Below are 22319 nucleotides of genomic sequence, written 5' to 3' on the forward strand. Positions count from 1 at the left end.
AGAGGCTAAGCCGATGCAGAGATTCTATCTAAAAAGTCAAGGACTAGAAAATAAAGGTGCTACCACGGTTAGCGATGAAAACCATAATTCCAAATACCTTCTAGTTGGCAAATGGGGCATCAAACGTGATGCCCTTTCTGTTTACGATATGCAAGGCCAGCTCCGAGCTGAGCTTAAGCAAATCGCGGTAGGACTATTACCCAAGTTTAAATTGTTCTTAAATAACCACGAAGTTGGAACAGTGACGACTCCCGTAGGCTTCATTCGCGGGCTCTTGTACGTTCACAACCTTCGCTGGATTATTATTGGAGATACCGTTACCTGCCACTTTAAGGTTTTTCATGGCTTAACTAAAATTCTTGAAGTTAACCGCGTTCAAATCAACGGCAGTGCGTATATTGAATTGAACGTTTTCGTAGAATCCAATACGCCACTGTTTATTTGCTTAGCGGCGATTCTCGACCGCTGGATTCAAAAGCGCCCCCCACTTCGGGAACCTAAACTAGTTCGAACTTGGAAGATTGAGTCAGACACGGCTGGCTATAATAATTTTTCGAAGGAGAATTCTAATGCAAATCACTAAGGCCACTACTGAAGACATGCCCCAAGTTGTTGAACTACTCAAAATCATTCTCGATGAAATGGAGCTGCCTTTTTATTTGAAAAACGATCCTCAAGAAGTTACTAAACTATTCGTAGCAACTTTCCAAAGTCCCCTATACCAAGAGGCCGCCGACGTGGTTGTTGCTAAGATGGATAACCAAGTTGCGGGAGTCGCCTTTGGCTATCCAGGCGCTAACGAAGAGAAGTTAAAGGATGAATTTCAAAATCATTTTGACCAAGTTGCCCTCGCTCCTCAGCCCATTTACGAAGAAGCTGAAGCTGACGATGACGAGTGGTACCTCGATTCGCTAGTAGTTAACCCTGATTTCCAAAATCACGGAATCGGTACTAAGTTGCTTAATGCCCTTCCCGAATACGCAAAAGCTCGTGACTTAAAAATGGTTGGGCTATTGGTTGATGATTTGAATCCTGACGCAGAACGCCTTTACCGGCGAATTGGTTTCCAACTCGACCACCGGCAAATTGTTTCTGGTCACCACTACCAACACTTAAAAAAAGAAGTTTAACCTTCTCGAATTCTCATTAAAGCATCCGAAACAAAAAATAGCTATGGATTATCCCCCCCGATGGAGGGAGTTATCCACAGCTATTTTTTATTATTCACTTATCAATAAACGCCGCCCGTTTAACGGTTCTTCAACGCGCGTTCAATTTCCCGTTGTTGGTCACGTTTCTTCAAAGTTTCTCGTTTATCGTATTCGTGCTTTCCTTTAGCAACCCCGATCAGCACCTTCGCAAAACCATGCTTAAGGTAAACTTTTAAAGGCACAATCGTGATTCCTTTATTTTGGCTAGCTTCTTGTAACTTTTGAATTTCTTTTTTGTGCAACAAGAGCTTCCGATTTCGCAACGGATCGTGATTAAACTGATTACCTTGCAAGTATTCACTAATTTGCACGTTCATCAAAATTGCTTCACCATGGCGAATTTGCACAAACCCGTCTCTGAGGGTGATCCGGCGTTCCCGAACTGATTTGATTTCCGTGCCGGTTAACGCAATTCCCGCTTCCATCGTGCTTAAAATGGAATAATCATGGCGAGCCTTTTTATTTTGGGCTAAAGCTTGATCCTTTACCTGTGGTTTTTTAGCCATACGAAACCCTCCTCTTTATTTTTTGTGAGAAGTATTCTTAGAAAAGCGTTTGACGTTTTTATCTTTGTAGAATGGTTTGTTGTTGGAATTATTCGAACGCTGCCCGTTTTGTCGGCGATTTCGGTTACCATTCCGTTGACCGCCCTTGTTACGGTTAAAGGATTGGCGTGGTGGCAACTTAATTTCGCTAGTTGGCGTCTTTTCCGGATGCAACAACTCGAAGTCCACTTCAGCCTGGTCCTTTTCTACCCGCATTAACTTCACCGCAACTGGTAAACCAATTTGGAAGGTCCGGTGGGTGTTACGGCCCACTAGCGCCATTTGATTTTCCACGTATTCGTAGTAATCGTCCTTCATGGTACTAATATGGATTAAGCCTTCAATGGTGTTTTCCAATTCAACAAAAAGTCCGAACTTCATTACGGAACTAACCATGGCGTTAAATTGTTCACCAATGTGGTCGCCCATGTATTCAGCCTTCTTCATACTGTCAACATCGCGTTCCGTATCGATTGCGCGTCGTTCAAGTTGGGAAGTATGTTCCGCAATTTCCGGAATAATGTCCGCGTACTTTTTTTGAGCGTCTTTTCCAGTACCATCTTCCGCATAATGGCGAATCAGCCGGTGAACAAACAAGTCGGGATACCGCCGAATTGGCGAAGTAAAGTGGGTATAGTACTTAGCTGCTAACCCAAAGTGACCTAATGATCTAGCATCGTACTTCGCTTGGCGCATGCTCCGCAGTAACATAACCGAAATCATGGCTTCTTCGCGAGTTCCCGCAACTTTCTTGAGGACGCTTTGCAACATCTTTGGTTTAAGATCCTTAGTGCTTCCCTTAACCACGTGGCCAAAGGTTGATAAGAATTCGAAGAAGGTTAACATCCGTTCGCTATCTGGGGTTTCATGAACCCGGTATAGGAACGGTACGTGGGCGTCGTAGTAATGCTCTGCCACCGTTTCATTAGCAGCCAACATGAAGGATTCAATCATCCGTTCTGAGGTTCCGCGTTCCCGCACCTTAATATCAATTGGGTGCCCATTTTCGTCGACAATGATTTGTGCTTCGTTGTCGTCAAATTCAATGGCTCCGCGTTGTTTACGGCGCTTCAACAGCAGCTTGTGCAACTTGCCCATCATTTCAAACATTGGCACTAAATCTTGGTAACGCTCGATGGTTTTCTTATCGCGTGCTTCCAAGATTTTGTTAACGTCGTTATAAGTCATCCGGGCGTTAGACTCAATGACACTTGGGTAGATTTTATGGCTTAACACTTCGCCATCCGGACTGATTTCCATTTCACAAGTCATCGCTAGCCGTTCTACGTTAGGGTTTAAGGAACAAATCCCGTTAGAAAGCTTCCGCGGTAACATTGGAATTACCCGGTCCGTCAAATAAACACTGGTACTGCGCCGGTATGCTTCCTTATCAAGCGGGGAGCCTTCCTTAACGTAGTGGGAAACGTCCGCGATGTTAACTAGCAAGCGGTAGTTACCGTTGTCTAACTTTTGTAAGCCAACCGCATCGTCAAAGTCTTTTGAATCGTCGCCGTCAATGGTAACCACTACTTCGTTAGTTAAGTCCACGCGACCTTGTTTTTCGGCTTCAGTAACGTAGTCTGGAATTTGAGCAATTTCTTCTTTAACGTCATCCGGAAATTCAGTTGGTAACTCATGTTGGTAAACAACTTCCAGAATATCTACTCCCGGATCGTCGCGGTACCCAATCGTCTTTTCCGCAACCCCTGCAATTAACTTAGGGGCGTTGGGTTTTGGATACTGGGTAACCTGAGCAGTAATCACCGCTCCGTCTTCAGGGTGAATACCGCCTTCTAGCACGTCAAACTCGTAGTTAGACATCTTTTTATCTTTTAGATTAATGTGCCCGAGCACGTTATGAGCAGGGTCTGGAGCAAATTCAAACACTCCCACTGCTTGGGTGAGATGCCGTTTGGTAATTTTCTTAACAATTCCTTCCGGACCCCGGTCGTCGCCTTTTTTAGACGGACGCACGATTTTTACATCGACTTCGTCCAAATTAAGTGCGTAGGCGGTGTGTTCTTCACTGATATAAATATCAGGAATTTCATCGTCTTCTACCGCTACAAAACCAAAGCCGCGATCATTTGCCCGAAAGGTTCCATGAACGAGCAATTGGTTTTGGGGGCGGGCAATTTTAAACTTGTCATCCGCCGTGATTTCTACTTTGTGGGACCGTTCCAACGAAGTTAATTCTTTGACCAATTCGTTGAATACGGACGCCTTTTCTAAACTAAGACCCTTAAACAATTCTTCCGCGGTGAATTTTTGTGTAGGCCGTCGCTCCAAATAATTAATAATTGAAGCTTGAAGTTTACTTGATTCCATTACTTACCTCTATAAATTCATAGTATTAAATAAAAAAGCTAAAGACAAAACCATGCTCGATTTTGTCTTTAGCCATTCCTAATCCGTCCCAAAAATGCCTTAGGACTTCGCTAAATGCAATTTTTTTGTTAGATACGATCGCTTTTAATGGGCCGATACGTAAACCATTGCAATGGTGATAGCAAAAAACAAGAAAAGCAAGACTGCCGTTACTCTTTGCATGAACGCTTCAAATCCACGTGACTTTTGCTTTGAGAATAGGTCACCAGCCCCACCTGTCAATGAAGACATCGCATTATCAGTCTTTGCCGGTTGCATCATAACCGCAATGATTATGACCACTGACAGAATCAATAGAATTGTCATCAGAAGTGAGTACACAAGATGACCTCCTTTGTATTCTAAATAAGTTCTAGTATTAATTTAACATACTTACGGGTGAATTCCAATTTAAACAATAAAAAAAGGATGGACAAAATGTCCATCCTTCTTTTAGATCACTCGAAATGAATTACTTGTTTGTAATATCTTCGCGTGCTTGTGCACTAAGGTTGTAGAATGAGTGGATACCCTTGTATTCTGCAACACCTTCGAGTTGGTCTTCGATCCGCATTAATTGGTTGTACTTAGCAATGCGGTCTGTACGACTCATTGAACCAGTCTTAATTTGACCAGCGTTTGTAGCAACAACCAAGTCAGCGATTGTTGTATCTTCTGTTTCGCCTGAACGGTGAGATACGATAGCTGTGTAACCAGCTTCCTTAGCCATTTCGATAGCTTCCATTGTTTCTGTAAGTGTACCGATTTGGTTAACCTTGATAAGGATTGAGTTAGCAGCACCCATCTTGATACCTTTTGCAAGGTATTCAGTGTTTGTAACGAAGAAGTCGTCACCAACAAGTTGAACTTTCTTGCCAAGTTCTTTTGTGATGCTTGCCCAGTCTTCCCAGTTGTTTTCATCAATTGGGTCTTCAATTGAAATGATTGGGTATTTGTTTACTAAGCCTTCAAGGTACTTAACGAATTCTTCAGTAGTGAATTCTTCACCAGTTGACCAGCGAAGCTTGTACTTCTTGTCATCGTCGTTCCAAAGTTCTGAAGCAGCAACGTCAACAGCGATTGCTACGTCTTTACCTGGCTTGTAACCAGCTTTTTCGATCGCTTTGATCAAGTATTGAAGAGGTTCTTCGTTGTTAGCAAAGTCAGGAGCGAAACCACCTTCGTCACCAACTGAAGTAGCTTTGCCGTCAGCAGCTAAAAGACTCTTCAATGCGTGGAATGTTTCTGAACCCATCCGGATAGCTTCCTTAACAGAAGGAGCACCAACAGGCATAATCATGAATTCTTGGAAGTCCACTTTGTTATCTGAGTGAGCGCCACCGTTGATAACGTTCATCATTGGTGTAGGAAGAACGTGTGCGTTTGATCCGCCAATGTAGTTGTAAAGTGGAATTTGGAGTTCGTCAGCAGCAGCACGAGCAACCGCTAAAGAAACACCTAAGATAGCGTTAGCACCTAACTTACCTTTGTTAGGAGTACCGTCTAACTTGATCATTGCCTTGTCAATTGCGATTTGGTCAGTTACTTCAAAACCAACAATTTCCTTAGCAATTGGGCCGTTAACGTTAGCAACAGCCTTTTCAACACCCTTGCCTTCGTAACGGTTCTTGTCGCCGTCACGAAGTTCAACAGCTTCGTGTTCACCAGTTGAAGCACCTGAAGGAACGATTCCGCGTCCAAAGCCGCCGTCTTCTGTGTAAACTTCAACTTCAACAGTTGGGTTACCACGTGAGTCTAAGACTTCGCGTGCATAAATATCAGTAATAAGTGACATTTTAATATCTCCTCACATTTTATAATCTGCTTATGCAGTTACCATTATATTATATTTCTAGAATTAAATTAACCCTGGTAGTTAACTAATTGTAGGAATGATTCTGGATCGAGTGAAGCACCACCAACAAGGCCACCATCGATGTCTTCTTTGCTCATCAATTCAGCGATGTTTGCAGGCTTAACACTACCACCATATTGGATACGAACTTTGTCAGCAACGGTTTGGTCGTATAACTTAGCAACCGTTTCACGGATTACGTGGCAAACTTCTTGTGCTTGGTCACTTGAAGCAGTCTTACCAGTACCGATTGCCCAGATTGGTTCGTAAGCAATTACGGTATTAGCAACTTGTTCAGCAGACAAGTCTTTAAGAGCGTTAGTAACTTGGCCAGCAACCCATTCGTTAGTTTCGCCAGCTTCGCGTTGTTCAAGCGTTTCACCACAGCAGATGATTGGCTTCATGTTGTTCTTGAAGATTGCCTTAGCCTTCTTGTTGATGTCTTCGTCAGTTTCTTTGAAGTATTGACGACGTTCTGAGTGACCGATAACTACGTAGTTAACGCCCATTTCAGACAATGCTTTTGGACTAGTTTCACCAGTAAAAGCACCTTCATCTTCGAAGTAGCAGTTTTCAGCAGCAGTCTTTAGTTGTTCATCTTTAGAGAATTGTACTAAAGTGTTTAAATCAATTGCAGGAGCAGCGATTACTGATTCTACAACTGAAGCATCTGGTAATTTGCCCTTGATACCTTCCAAGAATTCTTGTGTTTCTTGGGGGTTCTTATTCATTTTCCAGTTTCCAGCAATAATTGGAGTACGCAAAATAAAACATCCTTTCTTAATCACAAAATATGTAACCGAACGGGATTAGCAATCTCCGTGGATTTCCGACCCCATTCAAGTTAATTATTTGTTAGAAATTGCAGCGATACCTGGAAGTTCTTTACCTTCAAGGTATTCAAGTGATGCGCCACCACCAGTTGAGATGTGTGTCAATTGGTCGCCAACGCCTAATTGCTTAACAGCGGCAGTTGAGTCACCACCACCAACGATGGTTGTTGCGTCTGATAGAGTTCCTAAGAACTTACCAACTTCAAGAGTACCCTTAGCGTAGTTGCTCATTTCGAATACACCCATTGGTCCGTTCCATACAACGGTCTTAGCGTCTTTAAGAACGTCCTTGAATTCAGCAACTGACTTAGGTCCAATATCAAGGGCCATGTAACCGTCAGGAATGTCACCTTCAACAACTTTGTGAGGAACATCGTTGTCAAATTTTTCAGCAACAACACTGTCTACAGGAAGAACGATCTTGTCGCCACCCTTAGCAAGGATTTCTTTAGCAACGTCAATCTTGTCAGCTTCAACAAGGGAGTTACCAATGCTCATGCCTTTTGCAGCGTAGAATGTGTATGTCATACCACCGCCGATGATAACTTTGTCAGCTTTGTCAAGTAAGTGGTCGATAACACCAATCTTGTCAGAAACCTTAGCACCACCTAAGATTGCAACGAATGGGTGCTTAGGATCGTCAACAGCTTCACCTAAGAACTTGATTTCCTTTTCCATTAAGAAACCAGCAGCAACTTTCTTGCCTTCTGCCTTCATTGCTGTAGCAACACCAACGTTTGATGCGTGTGAACGGTGTGCTGTACCAAATGCATCGTTAACGAACATGTCGCCAAGTGATGCCCAGTACTTACCTAATTCAGGATCGTTGCCACTTTCCTTCTTGCCGTCAAGGTCTTCGAAACGAGTGTTTTCGAATAACAATACGTCGCCGTCGTTCAAGCCGTTAACTGCGTCTTCTAATTGTGCACCGCGAGTTACGGGAACAAAAGTAACTGGCTTGCCAAGCAAGTCTGAAAGACGTTGAGCAACTGGACGAAGAGTCAATTCTTTCTTGTCTTCTTCCTTCTTGATCCGACCTAAGTGAGAGAAGAGGATTGCCTTTCCACCATTTTCAATGATGTATTTGATGGTTGGTAGTGCGGCTACGATACGGTTATCGTCACCGATCACACCATTTTTAACTGGCACGTTGAAGTCAACGCGCATCAAAACTTTCTTGCCTTTAACATCTAAATCTGAAACTGTTAATTTAGCCAAGATAATTCCTCCTTTTAAGTGAGCAATAAATTATTTTTTCTTAAAAAAAGAGACGGAGGAAGTGACCTCCCTCCGTCTCCAAGACCGATTAGACGGTTTGAAATCTACAAATATTTAAGAATTTAATCTTAAAGAGTAGCAAATTTCAATAAAGTACGTACCATTTGGCAAGTGAAGCCGTATTCGTTGTCGTACCAAGCAACAGTCTTAACTAATTGCTTGTCGCCAGCCTTTGTAACTTCTGTTTGTGTTGGGTCGAAGATTGAACCGTAAGTTGTACCAATGATGTCGCTTGATACAATTTCGTCTTCGTTCCAACCAAATGATTCGTTGCCTTCTGTATGCTTCTTGATTGCAGCATTAACTTCTTCAGCTGTAACATCCTTGTCAAGAATTGAAACAAGTTCTGTTAATGAACCGTCAACAACAGGAACACGTTGTGCATGTCCTTGTAATTTACCGTTCAATTCTGGGATAACAAGGCCGATAGCCTTAGCAGCACCAGTTGAGTGAGGAATTGTGTTAGCAGCAGCAGTACGTGCAGCACGGAAGTTTCCACCACGAACAGGGCCGTCAAGGATCATTTGTGTACTTGTGTAAGCATGGATAGTTGTCATTGTACCAACTTCAACACCAAATTCTTTGTTCAAGAAGTATGCCATTGGTGCCAAGCAGTTTGTTGTACATGAACCAGCTGAAACGATGCGGTCGTCAGCAGTTAAAACATCATCGTTTACGTTGTAAACAACTGTCTTAAGGTCTGAACCAGCAGGAGCTGAGATCAATACACGTTTTGCACCAGCGTCTAAGTGAGCTTGTGACTTTTCTTTTGATGTGTAGAAACCTGTACATTCAAGTACGAAGTCTACGCCGTCTTCCTTAACCCAAGGAATGTTTTGAGCTTGAGGTTCTGCGTAAACGTGGTACTTCTTACCATCAACAACGATAGCGTCATCTGTTGCGCTAACTTCGCCAGGGAAAGTACCATGTGTTGAATCATATTTGAGCAAGTGTGCTAATAATGCAGGACTTGTCAAATCGTTGATAGCAACTACTTCGATATCATTTGACTTTGCACCCAATTCGTGGATACGACGGAATGCCAAACGACCGATACGTCCAAAACCATTAATACCAATCTTTACAGTCATACTAAGATTTCCTCCTTTAGGAATCTAAAAAAATAATTTATTTTAAAAAGTTCAGTCACAATTGGCCTCACTTTTTTAAAATCACGTTTGCGGCACCTTCATCAGTAATTAAAATTGTCTGATGCGGTGCAATTTTCATGTACGACTCAATCGCTTGAGCCTTGTCATGACCACCGGCCACGGCAAATACATGATTGAAATGCTGGACATCCTGTAATTGGAGTCCAATGCGATGAACCTGATATAAGATCCGACCTTCCTTATTATAGAAAGAGCCGAACGCTTCTCCCACGGCCCGCGCCTTCCGCAAATAACTCTTGATTTCGGAGTTAACTCCTCGTCTTTGAGCCATCGCATCTGCTCGGCCAATCCCGTGGATGGCAACCCCGGCATGCACGATTAGGTCCAACACCGGTCTCACCGTTGGTTCATTTAGTAGCGGGTGATATGTGCTTTCACTGAGTTGCTCCGGAATATATAATGACTTAGCTTCCCCTGCGGTCTGCTTGGCCATCGTAGCGGCAACTGAATTAGCTTGCTTAGAAACTGATTCGCCAATGCCGCCCCTTCCAGGAACAAAAATCAACTGGCGGTGCTGTGAGAGCTCTGGTTTAAGCCTCGTCGCTACCGACGCCATCGTCGATCCGCCCATCACCACTATAGTATTATTACCCTCCGGCAATAATTTTGCAAGTGCGTCATTTAAGACAATTCCTAGTTGCTTGGAAACGACCGGGCTCTCCGCTTGATCACCGCGAACAATGAAGCACCGTTCGATATTTAACCGTTCCGCTAATTGCTTTTCTTGGCTAGTTAAGCCCAAGAATCTATTAGCCACCGGTTCCAATCCGTTCATAACCCGACGACCTTCATCCGATAACGACATCCCCGCTGGCGAAGTCTTTAGCAACCCTTGAGACTTTAACACGTCCGTCTGGGACCGTAAAACCCGCTCGCTTAGATGTAGGTGTTCGGATAAAACTCGTCTACCAACTGGAGCCAACAAGTCGATTGATTTTAAAATATCAAATCTTTGTAGAAACTCGCTGATTAAACCCGGGACAACAGACTCTAATAAATCCATTTCATTATCATCCATGTTATCTCCTATATGGGACCTTATTTGTCCAGCTGTGTCATAAAACGACCCAACAACTTAAAAATAAATGGCACACAACCATAAGAACTACTTCTTGTTGCATACCTCACTTACAAATCAAATTATAACAAGCTCCCCATTATTTTGCAAATTTGCCTGCCTAAATATTCTATTTAATTTTAAGCTTATTTTTCCAGATAGCGTTTTCGTTTTGATGACGACGGGATTCCCAACGCTTCCCGATACTTAGCGACCGTTCTGCGGGAGATCGTGACCCCCTGCGCCTTTAGCTGCTTTTCAATTTTAGCGTCTGAAATGGGTTTTTCCTTATCTTCTTGATCGATAATTTCCTTAATCTTTAGCTTGGCCGCATCGGCGGAGACGTCACTAGTCTGGTTAACCGCATTGCTGAAGAAAGAACGTAATTCGAAGGTTCCAAAGGGCGTTGCAATATACTTGCCATTAACTGCACGTGAAACCGTCGATTCGTGTAAATGTAATTTATTGGCCACGTCTCGTAGCATCAACGGACTTAATTCTTTACTCTTCTGAAGGAAAAAGTCTTGTTGCCGCTCAAAAATTATCTTGCCCACCCTTAAAATGGTATCTTGGCGTTGCGTCAAGCTTTTGGCAATCCAATCGTATTCGCGTTTTTTCTCATTTACGTAGCTGCTTACTTCATCGTCAGCCTTTTTACGTAATTGTTCAAAGTATTCCTGTGAAAAACTGACCCGTGGTCGCGAAGCTTTCGATTGGATTAGTCGGGGTTCGCCATTTTCCAACTTAAAAATTAAATCTGGCGTAATGTATCCGCGATCTTGCTTACCAAAGCCCGCTCCTGGATTCGGGGTTAAAGTGCGCACGTAGTCGAAAACTTCTTGAACCTCAGCCAATGTAATGTCGTACCGCTGAGCAATCTTTTCCCAATTACGGTCAACTAAGTCGTCAAACGACTCTTCTAAGACCATATAAGCGATCTCAGGCGAACCCTCGTCATTTTCAGTTTGGAGCATTAATGATTCTTGCAGAGTTCGGGCACCGACCCCGGGCGGATCCAATTGCTGCAAAAGCGTGATCGCATCCATGATGGCAATGTCATCAGCCTGCGTTTTTTGCTTAATTTCGTCTTTCGTGATCCGTAAATAACCATTCTGGTCAACGTAATCCAATAGGAAAAGAACCAACTTCCTTAGTGGCGTATCCCGCATGGTTAGATGGACTTGATCCAGTAAATAATCAAATAATGATTGTTCCGTATCGCTAGCAATTTGATTCATAAAGGTCTCATGCGTGTCGGAATTTTTCGATACCTTGCTTAAAGGCCGTTCTTCAGCTACTTCAACGGTAATTAAGGGGTTGTCCATTTCCTTTTGTTTCAAGAAATTTTGCAACTCTTCAGCATTGTATTGCAGCATTTGAATTGACTGCTGTAGTGTTTGCGTCATTGCCAAACGTTGCACTTGCTTCTGCTGTTGCGTTTGGTTTTGCGTAAATCCTTGCTTCATTACCATAAAATTTTTCTCCATAATTCTATTATTTTTAGCTTGTTTTTTTTGCCAACATAATGTAAAATTTATTTTGTTAAGCGCCGTTAGTGTAATGGATAGCACGTGAGATTCCGGTTCTCAAGATCGGGGTTCGACTCCCCGATGGCGCATTTTTTTATATTCTGAAACGTGAAAGTACTGAGATGGCGAGTAATCGTCATCATCAGTTCCTGATATCTGTTATTAGTAATTTAATAATTGCTGATGACAGATATTTTTTTATAAACAACTTACCATTTTGATAAGCCCTTCTTTAACGTCGATTATATACTAGTAATAGCGCTTTATCCATGATAAACCCGTATTTAGTGTTCCAGCACAGGTTTTAACAAGTATTTTAATTTCTTTCCCCCATCCTTCCTTCCCTATCAGAGCTAGATCGTGCTTTTGAAGCATTAATTTTAATGAATGAGCAAAAACATTTGACCTTTTTTGACCAATGAGATAAACTAAAGCCATGGTTAGTAATTAATACTAAATCTTTATCCGAAAAGGAGGCTACTAAGTTATGAACTTGGTTCCAACCGTTATTGAACAATCATCACGTGGCGAACGTGCTTATGATATTTACTCACGACTATTAAAAGATCGGATTATTATGTTATCAGGTCCAATTGACGATGATTTGGCTAACTCAATCATTTCTCAATTACTATTCCTTGATGCACAAGACTCTGAAAAAGACATTTACCTTTACATCAACTCTCCAGGTGGCGTAGTTACTGCTGGATTGGCAATCTACGACACGATGAACTTTATTAAAGCTGACGTACAAACCATCGTAATGGGAATGGCTGCTTCGATGGCCAGTGTTTTAGCTTCTTCTGGTACAAAGGGCAAACGTTTTGCATTGCCTCATTCAGAAGTTATGATTCATCAACCTTCTGGTGGTGCTCAAGGTCAACAAACCGAAATTGAAATTGCTGCTGAACAAATTTTGAAGACTCGGAAAGAGTTAAACAAAATTTTGGCAGAAAATTCTGGTCAACCGCTAGAAAAAATCAATCTTGATACGGAACGGGATAACTACCTCTCTGCGCAAGACGCAGTTGATTATGGTTTGATCGACGGTATCATGGAAAAGAACGCAAGCCTTAAGTAAGCAATCTTACTGATACTTGCAAAGCAAAAGAGCTTGGAAATCGTTTTTGATTTCCAAGCTCTTTTTTATCTATAGTTTAATTTCCTAAACCGCTAACCATCACTTTGTACCGAAATTCATACCATTCTTCGGCCATTCGGGCTTCCCCTTCAATTTCTTCTTCCAAAGCAGAGAAGCGCCGTTCTACATCGGCATTTGGGAAAATGTAATGTTCGGGATCTTCCTTGCTTTTCATTTCTAGCCAACCCCAGAAATTATCTTCAATTAAATAGCCGCCACTGGACAGCGTCTTAATAATTGTACCCATCCGGCCATCCCATAGCTGAACAAATTGATATTCTTTATACTTCACTTTTGCTCATCCCCCATCACTCACTTATTAAAGAAGAGACTGTAACATTACGTTCCAGCCTCTTCTGCTTATACACCTATATTAAATTTTATCTACAGAAATTACAACGAAATTGCTGAGTTCAAGCCATCTAATTTGTAGAATCCATAGTTATTAATGCAATTAACAATGCTGCTTACGTAAGTAGGTGCCGTTGCGTAACCGCCAGCTTTGATTGCTTTAACTGATTCAACGTAGTTGTGCGCATGGTTAGAAAATGCATTTGCGTATTGTGGACGTGATTCTAATTTCTTAGCGTAGTCCGCAATCGAATCCTTGAATGAATCGTATTTTCTGAACGCAGCTGAAATAGTTACTACCCGACCGTTAATAACTTCTTGAGTATTCTTGGTATAGGTTGCACCATGCCATGTGCTGTCTGCCTTAATTCCAAAGAGGTTGTGTGCTTCTTGAGCCAAAGTTGAAGCACCATAAGCACTTTCTACAACGGCTTGTGCCATTGCAACGGAAGCGTATAAATGATTGTTTTGGCAAACGTTCATTACGTCTGCTGCAATGCTGTTAACAAAGTTAGTTTGAGCAGCCGTCCAGTTTTGGTTGGTAAAGTGGTAATTGATACCGTTGTTGTTGTGGTTATTATTGCTGTTGCTATTGTTATTATTGGATGAACCTGGAACGTATACGTCACCCTTATTAATCCAACTAATAACCTTATCTAACAAGAGGCGGTTACCGTTCATTTGGATAACTTTGTAAGTCTTACCCTTTACACCGTAGTAGATGTTTTGGCCGGTTGCCCAACGTTTAGCAGACGGCTTGATGGTTACGTTTGTACCAACCCGGATCGTACCATCGTTATTATTAGCGTGGTTATTATTGTTGTTATTGTTATTTTGCGAACCGTTTGAACCAGGAAGGTGAACATCACCCTTGTTGATCCAGCTGATTACCTTATCCAACAATAGCCGGCTACCGTTCATTTGAATAACCGTGTAAGTCTTACCCTTTACACCGCTATAAATATTTTGACCAGTTGCCCAACGCTTAGCATTGTTATTGATGGTAACTTTTGAGCCAACGTGGATTGATTCTGTATTACCGTTATTATTGTGGTTATTGCCATTATTATGGTTTTGGTTGCCAGAGTTATTGTTATTCGAGTTCGAACCAGGAACGTGAACGTCGCCCTTGTTAATCCAGCTAATTACCTTATCCAATAAAAGACGATTTCCGTTAGTTTGGATAACCTTGTAGCTCTTGCCCTTTACACCACTGTAGATGCTTTGACCAGTTGCCCAGTGGCTAGCATTGTTGTTAATGGTAACCACGGTACCAACCTTAATGTCCGCATTGTTAGTAGTGTGATTATTATTATGATTGTTTGACGAACCGGAATTAGAACCCGCCTTGTAAACATCACCGTCGTTAATCCAGCTGATTACTTGATCTAACAACAACTTGTGACCATTAGTTTGGATAATCTTGTAAGTATGACCCTTAACCCCATTGTAAATGGATTGACCAGTTGCCCAGTGAGAAGCACTGTTCTTGATGGTAACCTTGTCGCCTACATGGTAGCTTTGGTTATTTTGGTTGCCATGGTTATTTGAAGAGTCATTTTGGTGGTTATTATTTTGGTTGTTTTGATTATCATTTTGGTGATTATCATTTTGATTATTGTTTTGGTTGTCGTTAGCAGCATCATTATCGAAACCATATGCCAAATCATGCGCAAACTGTTCCTTGGTAATTCCATGAGTACCTAAGTAACCGTATGGGTCAACGTGATTTCCCCAAACATGTTCGGTAACCCAAACATGTGACTTGATTCCAGTGTATTCATCACTATCCAAAGTTGTTGGAATATTCCACTTCTTTGCGGAATCACGGAGTAAGTTAACGTAAGTTTGGTAGTCCTTCTTGAATTGGCTATCCGAGTAAGTTTGTGCTAATTCAACTTGAACGGGAGCATTTTCGTTAGCCCATTTACCAGCACCCCAAGCAACGTACCCTTCTTCTCCAACGGCGTATACCCGTCCACCATCTCCAACGATGTATTGAACGTAGGTTTCACTACTATCCCATTCCCGCTTTTCGTAGATAGCAACGTCGCGAGCAGATGAGTATTGTCCAACGGCATGGGCAACGATAATTTTATTGTTAGTCTTTTGATCGCTACCTTCGTTATCAGCTAACCGATATGTATTATCAATCGTGTAGTCCTTCGATGAGTTATCGGTCTTCTTTTCTGCAGTTTTTTCCGCTTTAGCGTCTTTTTGGGCAGCTTCAGAAACCGCACTTGAATTAACCGAAGTTTTAGCTGCGGCTGAACTTGATTTCACGTTAGCTGCTGAAGATACGGCTTCCTTAGCTACGCTGTCCTTAACGGCTGCTGAAGTAACCGTCTTGCTTGCTGCCGAGCTTGGAGCTGCAGGACTAGCTACACTAGTACTTACCTTTTTAGCTGCACTAGAAGCTGGGGCTGCTTTAACTGCATTAGCTGAAGCGGCTTCCTTAGCTGGTTTTACTGCTGAAGAAGTAGTTGCTTTGGTTCCAACTTTTGCTGCAGCAGAATGTTGGTCAGCCTTTGCAGTACTATCCGCGTTAACCTTTGCTGCAGATTGAGCAGCACTAGGAGCTGGGGCTGCAGATTGTGCTGTAACGGCAGCTGAACTAGCTTTGACAGTCGCTGGCTTAGCTAACGTAACTTGCTTTTCGTTAACCGGAGCCGTCTTGGTCTGTTGATCAAGTTGACTTGCAGAATTAGTGTTAGCTTGCGCATCGCTATCCGCATGTGCTTTTTCAGCATTAGTATTGAGTGCTACCAAACCCAAACTAGCTGTAGCGATACTTGCGAATGCCCACTTCTTCCCTGACTTAAACATTTTGTAATGCTTTTTGATTTCCATATATTAACTACTCTCCTATATCCAAACCTTTTCGGCGTTGATTTATATATCCCCTTAAGGATAGCACATCTGTTTATTAAAACGTTTTACATTATAGTTACAAAGTCCGTAGTGTAGCGCTTTTGGCACATTTTACTTGCAAAATAAAAATACGCGAAGTTAACAGCATTCCTGTCCATCCCCGCGTATTTTAGATAAATTTATATTCATTGCTCTTATATTAACTAATGCAAAAGTTTTTAAGAAATATTTTTTATCGTAAAAACCTTTAAGCGCGCAACTTCTCTGCATACTGATTAATCTTTCTTAACCGGTGGTTAACCCCCGATTTAGAAATTGGCCCACCCGGCACTAGTTCGCCAAGCTCTTTCAAACTAACTTCCCGGTGTGCTAACCGTGTCTTCGCGATGTCGCGTAGCTTAGGCGGCAACTCGTCGAGTCCCACCACTTCATCAATGTACTGGATGTTATTAATCTGCTTCATCGAAGCGTTGGCAACTTTATTCATATTAGCATTTTCGCAATTTACCAACCGATTAACCGAATTACGCATATCCCGCATAATTCGAACATCTTCGAATTTTAACATTGAATTGGTTGCACCAATTAGTTGAAGAAAATCTGCGATGTGTTCGGCTTCCTTCAGGTAAACAATATAGCCGCTTCGGCGCTCCGTTGTCCGGGCGTTGAGGTGGTACTGATTGATCCAATCCGCAATCATTTGATTATGGGCTTCGTAAAGCGAATAGATTTCCAAATGATAGCGACTAGTTTCGGGATTATTAACTGAACCTCCCGCTAAGAAGGCCCCCCTTAAATACGAGCGTAGCTCCGATTCAGTTGATAGGAGCCCCTCCGGAACGGTTTCGTTAATTTGAAAATCGTCCTTTAAAATTGATAAATCGTTAAGTAGTTGCTGAGCGCCCGTCCGCAAACGCACAATGTAAAGGTTGTTTTTCTTCAGCTTCATCTTACGACGCACACTTAACTCTGCTTCTAAGTGGTAGAAGTTTTTTAGTAGCGAGTAAATTCGCCGTGCAATCGCCGGATTTTCCGTCTGAGTATTTAACACTAACTGCCGATTATTAATTCCAATTGAACCGTTCATCCGGATCAACGCCATCAATTCGGCCTTTGCGTTATGTTCGTGGACTTCCAAGTTAGTCAGCTCTTTTTTTACTTCACTGGCATAAGACACGACCACACCTCCTATGCTTGTTTCTTAATTGGGTTGCTACAGATGTGCATTAGCTCATCGACCACTTTTTCACCATCATGGAAAGCACCGCCGTCACGCAGTTTCAAAAAGTTGTCCGAAATTACTCGTACCCCTTGCTCGCGGAGTCCTTTAAAATTATGAATTACTTGTTTGGAAACTTCGTCATAACGGTTAAAATCCATGTACGATTCAGGAACTTTTTCGGTATTAACCAGCACGGTATCCACAAAGTTCCGACCTAGATGTTGGTTTAAAACGTGCACGTGGTCGGCATCGGTAAAGCCGATTGTTTCGCCTTTTTGAGTCATAATGTTGCAAATGTAAACAATTTCCGCTTGGGTCGCTAAAACGGCCTTGCGAATGTCTTCAATCATTAGGTTTGGCAAAATACTAGTGAATAGACTTCCTGGGCCTAAGATAATTTCGTCAGCTGCTTCAATAGCTTCTAGGGCTTCTGGAACGGCCCGCGGCTTTTTATGCTCACTCCAGGGATTGTTTTCGACCCACACCTGTTTAACATCCTTGTGGGCCGCGGTAATTTCTGATTCACCTGCTAAGCTCGTGCCATCCGTAAACTTAGCGTGCAACACTAGCGGTTCAGCACTTGCCGGATAAATATGTCCTTCAATTTGAAGCATTCGCGATAATTCTCGGATTGCAGGGTCAATTCCGCCCCGCATTTCAGAAAGTGCGGCGATAATTAAATTACCAATCGCATGTCCGGCAAGAAAGTTATCTTCACTTTTAAAGCGGTATTGGAAAATGTCCTTGAGTTCGGGCGGCATGTCCGACAAAGCCACCATGACGTTCCGAATATCCCCTGGCGGAACCACGTTAACGTAGTCTCGAATGATTCCCGAAGAACCTCCGTCATCTGCCACCGTAACGATGGCGGTCACGTCTGCATTGCGTTTGTGTAGCTCGTTTAAGATAACTGGAAGGCCGGTCCCGCCCCCGATTACCACAATTTTAGGTCCCTTGATTTTACTCATGAGCGATTTACCGTTTCCTTTCGCTTATTTACATCTCGGTGAGAAATGTGAGTAACGTAGTGCTTAGCTAAATCATTTCCTAACCGCTCCGCAATCGCTACTGAACGATGTTGCCCACCGGTACAGCCAATCGCGATCGTCAAATTCGACTTTCCCTCTTGTTGGTACCCCGGCATAATATCCATCAACAGCTTTAAATAAGCTTGGTAAAATTTTTCCGTAGCCGGCTGGTTCATTACGTAATCGTACACCGGTTGATCGGTTCCCACCTGATTTTTTAGTTCCGGCACGTAGTATGGGTTAGGCAAAAAACGCACGTCCATAGTGATGTCTGCGTCAATCGGTAACCCGTATTTGTAGCCAAACGAAACTACTTCAATATGGAATTTAGGAACCGTTTTGTTGGTTGAAAATTGGTTAAAAATTTTACTTCTTAATTCGCGAGGCGTTAAATTGCTAGTGTCAATCACCAGCTGGGCCTCCGACTTGATTGGGGCAAGCAGTTCGCGTTCTTTGCGAATTCCGTCCGCTACCCGACCGTCCATCGCTAGCGGATGTGCCCGTCGAGTTTCCTTGTAACGCGCAATTAATTCCTCATTAGTTGCATCCAGGAACAAGATGTCACGATTAATTCCCGAAAGTGCTTGGGTATCAGTCAGCATCGTGACGACTTGTTCGTAAAATGCATCCGAACGTAAATCAACTGCTAAGGCAACTTTGGTGATGTTGCCATTTTCTTTAATTAATTCCCAAAATTTTGGTAACAGTGCTAACGGCATGTTATCAACGCAAAAGAAGCCCATGTCTTCGAAACTTTGCATTGCGACAGTTTTTCCGGCACCGCTCATTCCCGTTACCACTACCAATTTCAATGATTCGTTCATAATGATTCCCCCATTCCAAGGTAACAACTTCTCCAGTATAACACATCCGGGCGTGTCATTTTTTAAATGATACCACGAAAACTTGGCGACCACCAAAAGTCATCGCCAAAAATCCCCGCGGTACTACAAAAAAGCGGAAATCTAACCAATCTAATGGTCTAATTTCCGCTTAAGATTTGATAAAATTACTTTTTCTGTAGCTTGCGATCTCGTTCTAAAACAGGTTTCAAATATTGACCCGTATAGCTTTCGGCCACTTCCGCAATTTCTTCGGGGGTTCCGGTAGCCACGATTTGTCCGCCACCGTCGCCGCCTTCTGGTCCTAAATCAATTAGGTGATCTGCTGTTTTAATAACGTCTAAATTATGTTCAATTACCAAAACAGTGTTGCCATTATCCACTAGGCGTTGTAAAACATCTAACAACCGCTTAATGTCATCAGTATGCAACCCGGTAGTTGGTTCGTCTAAAATATAGAAGTTTTTTCCGTTAGCTTTTTTATGCAATTCAGCAGCTAACTTCATCCGTTGCGCTTCGCCTCCGGATAGGGTAGTTGCGGATTGCCCTAAATGCACGTATCCTAACCCAACGTCAATGATGGTTTGAAGCTTGCGGGCAATTTTAGGAATTGGCGCAAAGAACTTAGCAGCTTCTTCAACGGTCATATCCAAAACTTCCGCGATGTTCTTCCCCTTATACTTAACTTCTAAAGTTTCAGAATTGTACCGGGTGCCATGACACACTTCACAAGGAACGTAAACGTCCGGCAGGAAATTCATTTCAATCTTCAGAATTCCGTCACCCTTACATGCTTCACAACGACCGCCCTTTACGTTAAAGCTAAAGCGGCCCTTTGTGTATCCACGTAGCTTAGCTTCGTTAGTTTGCGCAAACAGTCCGCGAATATCATCAAACACGCTCGTGTAAGTTGCCGGATTACTCCGGGGGGTTCGTCCAATTGGGGTTTGGTCAATGTTAATAACCTTTTCAATGTTCTTGATTCCGCTGACCGACTTATACTTACCAGGCTTTTCCGAATTCCGGTTAAGCTTTTGTGCCAAAACTCGTTTCAACACCATGTTTACCAGGGTAGACTTGCCAGATCCCGAAACCCCGGTAACGGCAATAAACTTTCCTAATGGGAACTTCACGTCAATGTTTTTCAAGTTGTTTTCTTGAACGCCCTTTAGTTGGATTGCCAAGCCGTTACCATCCCGCCGTTCAGTAGGGACTGGAATCGACTTCTTACCAGCTAAATATTGTCCGGTAAGCGATTTACGACTGCGTTCAACCTGTTTGGGAGTCCCCGCGGCCATTACTTCGCCACCATTTTCTCCGGCGCCTGGACCAATATCAATCAAATAGTCTGCTGCCCGCATGGTATCCTCGTCATGTTCTACGACAATCAAGGTGTTGCCGAGATCACGCATCTTTTTCAAGGAACTAATCAAGCGATCGTTATCCCGTTGATGCAACCCAATCGAAGGTTCATCCAGGATATATAGTACTCCAGATAAGTTCGAACCAATTTGGGTAGCTAACCGAATCCGTTGCGCTTCGCCTCCGGAGAGGGTCCGTGCCGACCGACTTAAGGTCAGGTATTCCAACCCCACGTTCCGTAAGAAGTTCAACCGGTCCCGGATTTCCTTCAAAATTGGCGTTGCAATGACGGTGTCTTGTTCCGAAAAATTAAGTTTTTCAAAAAAGGCCGTACAACGATCGATCGGTAATTCAGAAACCTCACCAATGTGTTGACCAGCAATCTTAACCGCCCGCGCCTTCCGATTAAGGCGATAACCGTGACAAGTTTGACAAGTTAACTCCCGCATGTATGACCGCATTTGGTCACGCGTGAAGTCACTGTTAGTTTCTTGATAACGGCGGTTGACATTATTAATGACCCCTTCAAATTCGGTATCGACATCCCGCACTCCTCCAAAGTCATTTTCGTAATGAAAATGGAATTGCTTTCCCTTGGATCCGTATAAAATTAGTTGCCGTGCATCCTTCGATAGGTCCTTGAACGGCGTGTCCATATCGATGCCAAAACTTTCCGCCGCCTGTTCCAGTAATTTTGGATAATACTGGGAGCTAATTGGATTCCAAGGAGCCAAAGCCCCTTCCCGCAACGTTTTATCCTGATCAGGAACTACTAAGTCCATATCAACTTCCAGTTTAACCCCGAGCCCGTCACAATCTGGGCAGGCACCAAATGGAGCGTTAAATGAAAACAACCGGGGTTCCAACTCTCCCACCGTAAATCCACAAATTGGGCAAGCATAGTGTTCTGAAAATAGAATGGGGTCTCCGCCAATCACATCGGCGGTCGCGTATCCTTTACTTAATCGTAAAGCCGCTTCAAATGAGTCAAAGAGTCGGGAATGAATCCCCTCCTTAACCACAATGCGGTCAATGACAACGTCGATGGAATGGGCCTTGCTCTTTTCTAATTCCGGAACTTCTTCAACATCCATGGTTTCACCATCAACCCGAACCCGCACAAAACCTTCCCGCTTGATGCTGGCAAACACCTTTTTATGTTGCCCTTTTTTAGCGCGCACGATTGGGGAGATAATTTGTACTTTAGTTCGTTCGGGAAGTTCCATAACCCGATCCACCATTTGTTCAACCGTTTGGCTAGTAATGATCGTTCCATCGTTTGGACAGACGGGAGTTCCCACCCGCGCCCAGAGTAAGCGCAGGTAATCGTTAATTTCCGTAACGGTTCCCACCGTGGACCGGGGGTTCTTCGAAGTAGTTTTTTGGTCAATTGAAATTGCCGGGCTCAACCCGTCAATCGAGTCCACGTCGGGTTTGTCCATCTGGCCTAAAAATTGCCGAGCGTATGCCGATAAACTTTCCACGTAACGACGTTGCCCCTCCGCGTATAGCGTATCGAAAGCAAGCGAACTTTTCCCTGAACCAGATAAACCAGTTACCACCACTAATTTATTTTTCGGAATGGTAACGTCAATATTTTTTAAGTTATGTGCTCGCGCACCGTGAATGATAATCTTATCATTTACCAAACGGAA

The 22319-nt window shown here is 43.0% G+C and carries 18 protein-coding genes and 1 tRNA gene; 4 read left to right on the top strand and 15 right to left on the bottom strand.

The window, feature by feature from the left end; all coding sequences use genetic code 11:
• Positions 1-13 precede the first annotated feature (13 nt).
• Positions 14-583, top strand: a complete 570-nt coding sequence (locus tag HMPREF0623_RS08105; protein WP_002831139.1) for an LURP-one-related/scramblase family protein — start codon at positions 14-16, stop codon at positions 581-583.
• A complete protein-coding gene (locus HMPREF0623_RS08110; protein WP_004166673.1) occupies positions 570-1130 on the top strand; it encodes a GNAT family N-acetyltransferase in 561 nt (186 codons plus the stop codon). Before HMPREF0623_RS08105 ends, HMPREF0623_RS08110 begins: the two co-directional genes overlap by 14 nt.
• Positions 1131-1249: 119 nt before the next feature.
• On the opposite strand, the gene smpB is transcribed toward HMPREF0623_RS08110, so the two are convergent.
• The 9 genes from smpB to rpoN form a co-directional block, all read right to left on the bottom strand.
• Positions 1250-1717, bottom strand: coding sequence for an SsrA-binding protein SmpB (gene smpB, locus HMPREF0623_RS08115; protein WP_002829908.1), 468 nt, complete (start codon positions 1715-1717; stop codon positions 1250-1252).
• 15 nt (positions 1718-1732) lie between these two features.
• Positions 1733-4084: a ribonuclease R gene (rnr, locus tag HMPREF0623_RS08120; RefSeq protein ID WP_004166674.1), complete on the bottom strand. Its 2352-nt coding sequence runs from the start codon at positions 4082-4084 to the stop codon at positions 1733-1735.
• A 144-nt stretch (positions 4085-4228) separates the two neighbouring features.
• Positions 4229-4465, bottom strand: a complete 237-nt coding sequence (gene secG, locus HMPREF0623_RS08125) for a preprotein translocase subunit SecG (RefSeq protein WP_002829910.1) — start codon at positions 4463-4465, stop codon at positions 4229-4231.
• 130 nt (positions 4466-4595) lie between these two features.
• Positions 4596-5918 carry a phosphopyruvate hydratase gene (gene eno, locus HMPREF0623_RS08130; protein ID WP_002829911.1) on the bottom strand — a complete coding sequence of 441 codons (1323 nt, stop codon included), beginning with the start codon at positions 5916-5918 and terminating at the stop codon, positions 4596-4598.
• Positions 5919-5986: 68 nt separating this feature from the next.
• A complete protein-coding gene (gene tpiA, locus HMPREF0623_RS08135) occupies positions 5987-6742 on the bottom strand; it encodes a triose-phosphate isomerase (protein ID WP_002831135.1) in 756 nt (251 codons plus the stop codon).
• A gap of 84 nt (positions 6743-6826) precedes the next feature.
• The gene (locus HMPREF0623_RS08140) at positions 6827-8029 is read right to left on the bottom strand and encodes a phosphoglycerate kinase (RefSeq protein ID WP_002829915.1); all 1203 of its coding nucleotides are present in this window, start codon (positions 8027-8029) and stop codon (positions 6827-6829) included.
• 128 nt (positions 8030-8157) lie between these two features.
• Positions 8158-9180, bottom strand: coding sequence for a type I glyceraldehyde-3-phosphate dehydrogenase (gap, locus tag HMPREF0623_RS08145; RefSeq protein ID WP_002829916.1), 1023 nt, complete (start codon positions 9178-9180; stop codon positions 8158-8160).
• Between the two features lie 67 nt (positions 9181-9247).
• The gene (locus tag HMPREF0623_RS08150; RefSeq protein WP_002829917.1) at positions 9248-10279 is read right to left on the bottom strand and encodes a sugar-binding transcriptional regulator; all 1032 of its coding nucleotides are present in this window, start codon (positions 10277-10279) and stop codon (positions 9248-9250) included.
• A 185-nt stretch (positions 10280-10464) separates the two neighbouring features.
• Positions 10465-11790, bottom strand: coding sequence for an RNA polymerase factor sigma-54 (gene rpoN, locus HMPREF0623_RS08155; protein WP_002829918.1), 1326 nt, complete (start codon positions 11788-11790; stop codon positions 10465-10467).
• A gap of 74 nt (positions 11791-11864) precedes the next feature.
• Between rpoN and HMPREF0623_RS08160 the strand changes: the two genes are divergently transcribed.
• Both HMPREF0623_RS08160 and clpP read left to right on the top strand, forming a co-directional pair.
• A tRNA-Arg gene (locus HMPREF0623_RS08160) sits at positions 11865-11936 on the top strand.
• A 398-nt stretch (positions 11937-12334) separates the two neighbouring features.
• Positions 12335-12928 carry an ATP-dependent Clp endopeptidase proteolytic subunit ClpP gene (gene clpP, locus HMPREF0623_RS08165; protein ID WP_002829919.1) on the top strand — a complete coding sequence of 198 codons (594 nt, stop codon included), beginning with the start codon at positions 12335-12337 and terminating at the stop codon, positions 12926-12928.
• A 76-nt stretch (positions 12929-13004) separates the two neighbouring features.
• Here clpP and HMPREF0623_RS08170 read toward each other — a convergent pair whose 3' ends face one another.
• From HMPREF0623_RS08170 to uvrA, 6 genes are all read right to left on the bottom strand, one after another.
• Entirely contained in the window at positions 13005-13280 is a 276-nt protein-coding gene (locus tag HMPREF0623_RS08170) for a hypothetical protein (RefSeq protein WP_002829920.1), read from the bottom strand.
• Between the two features lie 101 nt (positions 13281-13381).
• A complete protein-coding gene (locus tag HMPREF0623_RS08175) occupies positions 13382-16189 on the bottom strand; it encodes a glucosaminidase domain-containing protein (RefSeq protein WP_004166676.1) in 2808 nt (935 codons plus the stop codon).
• Between the two features lie 268 nt (positions 16190-16457).
• Positions 16458-17387, bottom strand: a complete 930-nt coding sequence (gene whiA, locus HMPREF0623_RS08180) for a DNA-binding protein WhiA (RefSeq protein ID WP_036671435.1) — start codon at positions 17385-17387, stop codon at positions 16458-16460.
• Positions 17388-17398: 11 nt separating this feature from the next.
• Complete coding sequence (locus tag HMPREF0623_RS08185; protein WP_004166678.1) at positions 17399-18400, bottom strand: gluconeogenesis factor YvcK family protein; 1002 nt, start codon at positions 18398-18400, stop codon at positions 17399-17401.
• A complete protein-coding gene (gene rapZ / locus HMPREF0623_RS08190) occupies positions 18397-19284 on the bottom strand; it encodes an RNase adapter RapZ (protein ID WP_002829924.1) in 888 nt (295 codons plus the stop codon). Before rapZ ends, HMPREF0623_RS08185 begins: the two co-directional genes overlap by 4 nt.
• A 185-nt stretch (positions 19285-19469) precedes the next feature.
• Positions 19470-22313 (bottom strand): excinuclease ABC subunit UvrA, encoded by a 2844-nt coding sequence (gene uvrA, locus HMPREF0623_RS08195; RefSeq protein ID WP_004166680.1) that lies wholly within the window; start codon positions 22311-22313, stop codon positions 19470-19472.
• Between the last annotated feature and the right edge of the window lie 6 nt (positions 22314-22319).

The sequence above is a fragment of the Pediococcus acidilactici DSM 20284 genome (assembly GCF_000146325.1).
Taxonomy (GTDB): domain Bacteria; phylum Bacillota; class Bacilli; order Lactobacillales; family Lactobacillaceae; genus Pediococcus; species Pediococcus acidilactici.

Excerpts from the sequence above, each read along its gene's own strand:
- HMPREF0623_RS08105 (WP_002831139.1), top strand. The coding sequence starts at position 14 with ATGCAGAGATTCTATCTAAAAAGTCAAGGACTAGAAAATAAAGGTGCT.
- HMPREF0623_RS08110 (WP_004166673.1), top strand. The coding sequence starts at position 570 with ATGCAAATCACTAAGGCCACTACTGAAGACATGCCCCAAGTTGTTGAA.
- smpB (WP_002829908.1), bottom strand. The coding sequence starts at position 1,717 with ATGGCTAAAAAACCACAGGTAAAGGATCAAGCTTTAGCCCAAAATAAA.
- rnr (WP_004166674.1), bottom strand. The coding sequence starts at position 4,084 with ATGGAATCAAGTAAACTTCAAGCTTCAATTATTAATTATTTGGAGCGA.
- eno (WP_002829911.1), bottom strand. The coding sequence starts at position 5,918 with ATGTCACTTATTACTGATATTTATGCACGCGAAGTCTTAGACTCACGT.
- gap (WP_002829916.1), bottom strand. The coding sequence starts at position 9,180 with ATGACTGTAAAGATTGGTATTAATGGTTTTGGACGTATCGGTCGTTTG.
- HMPREF0623_RS08150 (WP_002829917.1), bottom strand. The coding sequence starts at position 10,279 with ATGGATGATAATGAAATGGATTTATTAGAGTCTGTTGTCCCGGGTTTA.
- rpoN (WP_002829918.1), bottom strand. The coding sequence starts at position 11,790 with ATGGTAATGAAGCAAGGATTTACGCAAAACCAAACGCAACAGCAGAAG.
- clpP (WP_002829919.1), top strand. The coding sequence starts at position 12,335 with ATGAACTTGGTTCCAACCGTTATTGAACAATCATCACGTGGCGAACGT.
- HMPREF0623_RS08175 (WP_004166676.1), bottom strand. The coding sequence starts at position 16,189 with ATGGAAATCAAAAAGCATTACAAAATGTTTAAGTCAGGGAAGAAGTGG.
- HMPREF0623_RS08185 (WP_004166678.1), bottom strand. The coding sequence starts at position 18,400 with ATGAGTAAAATCAAGGGACCTAAAATTGTGGTAATCGGGGGCGGGACC.
- rapZ (WP_002829924.1), bottom strand. The coding sequence starts at position 19,284 with ATGAACGAATCATTGAAATTGGTAGTGGTAACGGGAATGAGCGGTGCC.